We start from the raw sequence: 7496 nt of genomic DNA on the forward strand, positions 1-7496 counted from the left end.
GGGTCCGGTTGCGGGGGCGTGAGCCGCATGGATGCGGCGACCGAGCTTACATGGACGTACTTGCAGCGTCCCCCGCAACCGGACCCACCCCGCCATCCCAAGGACAGCCCGCTTTTGACGTTGATCTTGCCGGCCAGAGGCCGGTGCCTCTGCAGGTGCCGGGCGGCAGCCCGGCCCAAGCCCCCCACCCACGCAGGTAGAATGCACACATGGCTCTCTCCCTGCTCTCGTCCCTCAAGCCAGTCGCCGGCCGTGCCCTGCAGACCGCACTGAACCGCGCACTGGCGCTGGATCCGGATACCCGGCACGCCCTGGCCAGCCTCGACGGCCGCCACATCGACCTGACCCTGGACGCACCGTCGCTGGCGATGCGCATCAGCGTCGATGGCGACATGCTGCGTGTCGGCCCGGTGGATGCACAGGAAGCCGACCTGGCCGTGCGCAGCAGCCTGGCCGGCGTGCTTGCCCAGCTGCCGCTGCTGGCCAACGCCCGCCGCGGCAACGACAACGGCAAGGGCCGCGTGCGCGTGGCCGGCGATGCCGAACTGGCGCGCCGCCTGCAGCAGCTGGCCAAGGGCTTCGACCCCGACTGGCAGCAGCCCTTCGTCAGCGTGTTCGGCGAAGTACTCGGCGTGCAGGTCGCCAACACCCTGCGCAGCGCCCTGCAGCACGCGCGCCAGGGCGCCATCGATCTGGCCCACAGCGCCGCCGAATTCATTACCGAGGAGTCGCGCGACGTGGTGCCACGTGCCGAACTGGATGCCTTCCACGACGACGTGGACGTGTTGCGTGACGATGTCGAGCGCCTCGGCGCACGCGTGCAGCGCCTGCGGGGTGCCGCATGAAGGCGCTGCTGCGGGCCAACCGCATCGGCCGCGTCATCCTGCGCTACCGCCTCGACGACCTGCTGCAGGGCACCCCGGCCGAGCGCTGGCTGCGCCTGGCCAAGCCCTTCGTACCGCGTGCCTCGGCCGACATCGCCTCGCAGTCGCGTGGTGCGCGTCTTCGCCTGGCGCTGCAGGACCTCGGCCCGATCTTCGTCAAGTTCGGGCAGATCCTGTCCACCCGCCGCGACCTGGTGCCGCCGGACGTGGCCAGCGAACTGACCCTGCTGCAGGACCGGGTCAAGCCCTTCGATGGCGACACCGCGCGCCGCATCGTCGAGGAAGCGCTGGGCCTGCCGGTCAGCGAGGCCTTTGCCAGCTTCGACACCGAGCCGCTGGCCTCGGCCTCGATCGCGCAGGTTCATGCCGCGACCCTCGGCGATGGCCGCCAGGTGGTGGTGAAGGTGCTGCGCCCGGGCATCGAGAAGCAGATCGACGCCGACATCGCCCTGCTCAATTCGCTGGCCGCGCTGGTCGAGCGTACCCACCCGCGCGCCGACAAGATCCGCCCGCGCGAAGTGGTGGCCGAGGTCGAGAACACCCTGGCCGCCGAACTGGACCTGCAGCGCGAAGGCGCCAATGCCAGCGTGCTGCGCCGCTTCTGGGAAAACAGCGACGACCTGTACGTGCCGGAAGTGATCTGGAGCCACACCGCCGAGCGCGCGCTGACCCTGGAGCGGGTGTGGGGCATTCCCTCCGATGACATCGTCGCGCTGGACAAGGCCGGCATCGACCGCAAGGCGCTGGCCGCCAAGGGCGTGCGGGTGTTCTACACCCAGGTGTTCCGCGACAACTTCTTCCACGCCGATGCGCACGCCGGCAACATCTGGGTCGACACCGATCCGGCGCGCCGCGACAACCCGCGCTTCATCGCACTGGATTTCGGCATCATGGGCCAGCTCTCGCAGGAAGATCAGTACTACCTGGCCGAGAACTTCATGGCCATCTTCAACCGCGATTACCGCCGCATCGCCGAACTGCACGTGCAGGCGCGCTGGATGCCGGACAACGTGCGCATCGACGACCTGGAAGCGGCGGTGCGTTCGGTGTGCGAACCGTACTTCACCCGCCCGCTCTCGCAGATTTCGCTGGCCGAGGTGCTGCTGAAGCTGTTCCGGGTGGCCCAGCGCTACCAGCTGACCCTGCAGCCGCAGCTGATCCTGCTGCAGAAGACCCTGCTGAACATCGAAGGCGTGGGCCGCCAGCTGGACCCGCAGATCGACATCTGGGCGGTGGCCAAGCCGGTGCTGGCGAAGATCCTGCGCGAGCGCTACAGCCCGCGCCGGGTCGTGCGCGAGATCGGCAAGCGCCTGCCGGAAATCATGACCCACGCGCCGGACATGCCGCGCCTGGTGCACGCCTGGCTGACCCAGCAGGTGGAAGGCCGCCACGAACTGGCGATGCGCTCGCGTGACCTGGTCACCCTCGATGCCAGCCTGCAGCGCCTGCAGAAGCGCGCGGTCGGTGCCATCACCGGCGTCGGCCTGCTGGCCATCGCCACGCTGATGTACGTGCTGCAGCCGCCGGGCTGGTACTGGGGCGACCTGCCGGTGCTGAGCCTGGGTGCCGCCGCGGTGGGGGCCTTCGCCCTGGCCCGCGCGTGGTGGCGGTGAGCAACGCGCGTCACCCGCTCTGGTAGGTGACGACCGTTGGTCGTCACGCTCTCCCATCAGCCATCAAGCAGACAGTCGGCCCGACACAGGTGACGACCAACGGTCGTCATCCACCGGATTCGCGTGCCGTGTACGCACGGTCCCCCATCACCGATAATCCACCGGTGAGCACCGAACCTGACACCCTCGCCGCGGTCGAGATCGAAACCGCCCCCCTGCAGCTGCTTCATCTGGACGAGCGCCTGGCCGTGGTCAACAAGCCGGCCGGGCTGATGGTCCATGACAGCAAGCTGGCCCGTGGCGAAGACGATTTCCTCGCCGACCGCCTGCGCGAGCAGCTGGGTCGGCCGATCTTCCTGGTGCACCGCCTGGACCGCGCCACCAGTGGCTGCCTGCTGCTGGCCTTCGACCGCGACACCGCCAGCGTGCTGGGCAAGGCGCTGATGGGCGGCGAGGTCAGCAAGGATTACCTGGCCATCTGCCGTGGCTGGCCGGCCGAGGAGGCCTGGCAGGTCGACCACGACCTGGACGGCGGCCCCGGCAAGCCGGTGAAGAAGCCGGCGGTGACCGATTTCCAGCGCCTGGCCACCGGCGAGCTGTCAGTGCCGGTGGGCGACTTCGCCAGTTCGCGCTATGCGCTGCTGCGCTGCCAGCCGCAGACCGGCCGCTTCCGGCAGATCCGCCGCCACCTCAAGCACCTCTCGCATCACCTGATCGGCGATACCAGCCACGGTGACGGGCGCCACAACCGCAATTTCCGCATGCAGGGCGTACACCGCATGCTGCTGCACGCCGAACGCCTGCGTTTCCCGCACCCCGATGGCGGCACGGTGGACGTGCGCGCGCCGGTGGACGGTGAATTCCAGAAGGCGCTGGACCTGTTCGGCTGGCAGGTGCCGTAACCGATCCGGGGTCGGATCCCTTTCCCGCAGGGAAAGGGCTCTGACCCCATTCAACTGAAGCGGCCGCGCTTCTCGCTCGCCGGGCATGGCCCGGCGCTACCGCTTCACTTGGTTTCCGGCTCGTTGAGGATCGCCTGCATGTCCTTCTCCAGGTCGGCCATCAGCGGCTTCATCTTTTCCTGGATGGCGATCATCACGTTCTGCATCAGCAGCGGGGTCTTGTCCAGCAGGCTCTGCCCGGCCGAGCTCTCGTAGAACTCGGCCATCGCCAGCACGTCTTCCTTGCTGAAGCTCTTCTTGTAGAGATCCACGTACATCGGCCGCAGCTGCTGCCAGGACAGCGCCTTGGTCAGGGTGGCGGTGGTGCGCTGCTGCATGCGCTGCAGCTGTTCGGTCTGCTGCGGGGTCAGCTGGCGCTGCCGGGCGATGTCTTCGAACTGCTGGCGCTGCATCGTCTCCAGCTGCGGCAGCATGCCGTCCAGCAGGCTCTGCGCACGCGAGGCGGCCAGCAGGCGGTTGATGTCGGCATCGGTGGGTGCCGCGGCCAGGGCCGGCGTGCTGGCCGCTGCCAGTGCCAGCAGCAGCACGGTACGGCGCAGGCCGGTGGACAGGGCGGGAATGAAGCGGGTCATGCGAAGCTTCCTGCGGTACATGGGATGGCCAGCATACCCGCTGCACAGGCGAAGGCGACGTGTTCGGTGCCTGATCGGCGGCATACGGTGCGCGATGGCAGCCACGGCAACGCGGCTGCCGCTACAATGCGCGGATGGGCAGTGGACCGGTCACCATCAGCGCGCAGCTTGACATCCCCGACGGCGAGATCGTCGAGCGGTTCGTGCGTGCCAGTGGTGCCGGCGGGCAGAACGTCAACAAGGTTTCCACCGCAGTGGAACTGCGTTTCGACGTGGCCAACTCGCCCTCGTTGCCCGACCCGTTGCGTGAGCGCTTGCTGGCGCGGCGTGACCGGCGGATGACCGGCGAAGGCGTGCTGGTCATCGACGCGCAACGGTTCCGGACCCAGGATCGCAATCGCGAGGATGCGCGCGAGCGGCTGGCGGCCTTCATCCAGGCCGGGTTGAGCGTGCCCAAACCACGCAAGGCCACCAAGCCGACCCACGGGTCGAAACTGCGTCGTCTGGACGCCAAACGCGGGCGCGCGCAGATCAAGCGCGGTCGCTCATCACGTGACTGGGAGTGATTGCTTGAACAAGCCGAATTCATTGCTGCCGGCCGTGCCGCCGCAGATGCCGCAGGTCAAACCCAACGCCTTCCTGCGCTGGCTGGCACGCTGCACCCTGCGTGTGGGCGGCTGGAAGGTGGTCGGCACCCTGCCCAACGTTCCCAGGGTGGTCTTCATCATCGCTCCGCATTCGTCCAACTGGGACGGCCTGTGGGGGATGGCGGCCAAGATCGCGCTGGGCATGAAGGTGAAGGTGCTGGGCAAGGCCTCGCTGTTCTGGTGGCCGCTGGGCCCGCTGCTGCACAAGCTGGGCGTGATCCCGCTGGACCGCAGCGCGCCGCAGGGCACCGTCGGCCAGGCCGTGGACCTGCTGCGCAACAACGAGAAGATGTGGTTCGCCATCACCCCCGAAGGCACCCGCAAGGCCGTGAAGGACTGGAAGGCCGGCTTCCTGAAGATCGCCCGGATGGCCGACGTGCCGATCCTGGCCGCCTATTTCCACTACCCGGAAAAGACCATCGGCATCGGCCCGCTGTTCCAGCCGACCGGCGATGATGCCGCCGACATGGCCGCCATCCGTGAGTTCTACCGGCCCTGGATGGGCAAGACCCGCGGCACGGTCTGAGCCGGCCACGGCCGGCAACCGAGGCGCCACGTCCGGCACATGCCGGGCGAGCGCGACAGGAGTAGGGTGGAGGGCTGGTATCCCATACCGTCCGCCCAAGGAGCGTTTTTACATGTCGCGTACCGTAGTCCTGGCCGCCGCCATCAGCCTGGCGCTGGCGGCCTGTTCCGGCAAGGAGTCCACCCCCGTGTCCGATGCACAGCAAGCCCCGGCCCAGCAGCCGGCCGAAGCCTCCACCAACCCGCTGCTCAGCGCCAGCACACTGCCGTTCCAGGCGCCGCAGTTCGACAAGATCAAGGACAGCGACTACACGCCGGCCTTCGAAGAAGGCATGCGCCAGCATCTGGCCGAAGTCCGCAAGATCGCCGACAACGCCGAGCCGGCCACCTTCGACAACACCATCGTGGCGATGGAGCGCAGCGGCGAGACCCTGAACCGCGTGTCGCGCATCTTCTTCGGCCTGGTCCAGGCCGATGGCACCGAAGCGCGCCAGAAGATCCAGGAAGACATCGCCCCGAAGCTGGCCGCGCACCAGGACGAGATCAACCTCGACCCGAAGCTGTTCGCCCGCGTGAAGTCGCTGTACGACCAGCGTGACACGCTGGAGCTGGACCCGGTGCAGAAGCGCCTGGTCGAGCACTACTACGACGGTCTGGTGCGCGCTGGCGCGCAGCTGTCCGACGCCGACAAGGCGAGCCTGCGCAAGCTCAACGTGGAAGAGACCACCCTCTCCACCCAGTTCCACACCCGTCTGGTGGCCGCCACCGCTGCGGCGGCCGTGGTCGTCGACGACAAGGCCAAGCTGGCCGGCCTGGACGAGAACGCGATCAACAACGCGGCCAACGCCGCCAAGGATCGCAAGCTCGATGGCAAGTTCGTGCTGCCGCTGCAGAACACCACGCAGCAGCCGGTGCTCGGTTCGCTGAGCGACCGTGACCAGCGCGCTGCCGTGCTGAAGGCCTCGGAAACCCGTGCCGAGCGTGGCGACAAGAACGACACCCGCGAGACCGTGCAGCGCCTGGCGCAGCTGCGTGCGCAGAAGGCCAAGCTGCTTGGCTTCGAGACCTTCGCCGACTACCAGCTGGGCGACCAGATGGCCAAGACCCCGGCCGCGGCGCTGAAGCTGCTGACCGACACCGTGCCGGCCGCCACCGCCAAGGCCCGTGCCGAAGCCGGTGAGATCCAGAAGGTGATCGACGCCCAGAAGGGTGGCTTCCAGGTTGCCGCCTCGGATTGGGACTTCTACGCCGAGCAGGTCCGCAAGGCCAAGTACGACCTGGACGAATCGCAGGTCAAGCCGTACTTCGAACTGGACAACGTGCTGCAGAACGGCGTCTTCTACGCCGCCACCCAGCTGTACGGCATCACCTTCAAGCAGCGCACCGACATTCCGACCTACAACCCGGACATGAAGGTGTACGAAGTGTTCGACAAGGACGGCACCTCGCTGGCCCTGTTCTACACCGACTACTTCAAGCGTGACACCAAGTCCGGCGGCGCCTGGATGGACGTGTTCGTCGAGCAGGACGGCCTGACCGGTGCCAAGCCGGTGGTCTACAACGTCTGCAACTTCACCAAGCCGGCCGATGGCCAGCCTGCGCTGATCAGCTTCGACGACGTCACCACCATGTTCCATGAATTCGGCCACGCCCTGCATGGCATGTTCTCGAACGTGAAGTACCCGTCGATCGCCGGCACCGCCACCTCGCGCGATTTCGTCGAGTTCCCCTCGCAGTTCAACGAGCACTGGGCGCTGGACCCGAAGGTCTTCGCCCACTACGCCAAGCACTACAAGACCGGCGAAGCGATGCCGCAGGAACTGGTCGACAAGATCCTCAAGGCACGCAGCTTCAACCAGGGCTATGCGACCACCGAGTACCTGTCGGCCGCACTGCTTGACCTGGCCTGGCACACGCAGAAGGCCGATGCCCCGCTGCAGGATGTGGGCGCCTTCGAAGCCAGCGCGCTGAAGAAGTTCAAGGTCGACCTGCCGCAGGTCCCGCCGCGTTACCGCACCACCTACTTCGACCACATCTGGGGCGGCGGCTACTCGGCCGGTTACTACGCCTACTTCTGGGCCGAAGTGCTGGACCATGACGCCTACCAGTGGTTCACCGAACACGGTGGCCTGACGGCGGCCAACGGCCAGGAGTTCCGCGACAAGATCCTCTCGCGCGGCAACAGCGTGGAACTGTCGACCCTGTACCGCGATTTCCGCGGCAAGGACCCGTCGGTGGAACCGCTGCTGAAGTTCCGCGGGCTGAAATAAGAAACAGAAAACGGCGGGGGCAA

7 protein-coding genes are annotated in these 7496 nt (G+C 67.4%); 6 read left to right on the forward strand and 1 reads right to left on the reverse strand.

What is annotated here, in order from left to right; all coding sequences use genetic code 11:
* Positions 1 to 209 precede the first annotated feature (209 nt).
* The 3 genes from DCO49_RS18735 to DCO49_RS18745 all read left to right on the forward strand — a co-directional run bounded on the left by DCO49_RS18735 (position 210) and on the right by DCO49_RS18745 (position 3399).
* On the forward strand, positions 210 to 845 hold the full coding sequence (locus DCO49_RS18735) for an SCP2 sterol-binding domain-containing protein (protein ID WP_108767328.1): 636 nt from the start codon (positions 210 to 212) through the stop codon (positions 843 to 845).
* Positions 842 to 2497: a ubiquinone biosynthesis regulatory protein kinase UbiB gene (ubiB, locus tag DCO49_RS18740; protein WP_116865272.1), complete on the forward strand. Its 1656-nt coding sequence runs from the start codon at positions 842 to 844 to the stop codon at positions 2495 to 2497. The genes DCO49_RS18735 and ubiB overlap by 4 nt, the downstream gene beginning before the upstream one ends.
* Positions 2498 to 2661: 164 nt before the next feature.
* Positions 2662 to 3399: a pseudouridine synthase gene (locus DCO49_RS18745; RefSeq protein WP_116865273.1), complete on the forward strand. Its 738-nt coding sequence runs from the start codon at positions 2662 to 2664 to the stop codon at positions 3397 to 3399.
* A gap of 104 nt (positions 3400 to 3503) precedes the next feature.
* Here the strand turns inward: DCO49_RS18745 and DCO49_RS18750 are convergent, their stop codons facing one another.
* The gene (locus DCO49_RS18750; protein WP_116865274.1) at positions 3504 to 4031 is read right to left on the reverse strand and encodes a DUF2059 domain-containing protein; all 528 of its coding nucleotides are present in this window, start codon (positions 4029 to 4031) and stop codon (positions 3504 to 3506) included.
* 134 nt (positions 4032 to 4165) lie between these two features.
* On the opposite strand from DCO49_RS18750, the gene arfB reads away from it, so the two are divergent.
* The 3 genes from arfB to dcp all read left to right on the forward strand — a co-directional run bounded on the left by arfB (position 4166) and on the right by dcp (position 7473).
* Positions 4166 to 4597, forward strand: coding sequence for an alternative ribosome rescue aminoacyl-tRNA hydrolase ArfB (gene arfB, locus DCO49_RS18755; protein WP_116865275.1), 432 nt, complete (start codon positions 4166 to 4168; stop codon positions 4595 to 4597).
* Positions 4598 to 4601: 4 nt separating this feature from the next.
* Positions 4602 to 5204 carry a lysophospholipid acyltransferase family protein gene (locus DCO49_RS18760; protein ID WP_116865276.1) on the forward strand — a complete coding sequence of 201 codons (603 nt, stop codon included), beginning with the start codon at positions 4602 to 4604 and terminating at the stop codon, positions 5202 to 5204.
* A 112-nt stretch (positions 5205 to 5316) separates the two neighbouring features.
* Complete coding sequence (dcp, locus tag DCO49_RS18765; protein WP_116865277.1) at positions 5317 to 7473, forward strand: peptidyl-dipeptidase Dcp; 2157 nt, start codon at positions 5317 to 5319, stop codon at positions 7471 to 7473.
* Positions 7474 to 7496 lie beyond the last annotated feature (23 nt).

This window comes from Stenotrophomonas sp. SPM (assembly GCF_003105135.1).
In the GTDB taxonomy this organism is placed as follows: domain Bacteria; phylum Pseudomonadota; class Gammaproteobacteria; order Xanthomonadales; family Xanthomonadaceae; genus Stenotrophomonas.

Bases quoted from the DNA above. Each gene is read 5' to 3' on its own strand.
- ubiB (WP_116865272.1), top strand. From the start codon at position 842: ATGAAGGCGCTGCTGCGGGCCAACCGCATCGGCCGCGTCATCCTGCGC.
- DCO49_RS18735 (WP_108767328.1), top strand. From the start codon at position 210: ATGGCTCTCTCCCTGCTCTCGTCCCTCAAGCCAGTCGCCGGCCGTGCC.
- dcp (WP_116865277.1), top strand. From the start codon at position 5,317: ATGTCGCGTACCGTAGTCCTGGCCGCCGCCATCAGCCTGGCGCTGGCG.
- arfB (WP_116865275.1), top strand. From the start codon at position 4,166: ATGGGCAGTGGACCGGTCACCATCAGCGCGCAGCTTGACATCCCCGAC.
- DCO49_RS18750 (WP_116865274.1), bottom strand. From the start codon at position 4,031: ATGACCCGCTTCATTCCCGCCCTGTCCACCGGCCTGCGCCGTACCGTG.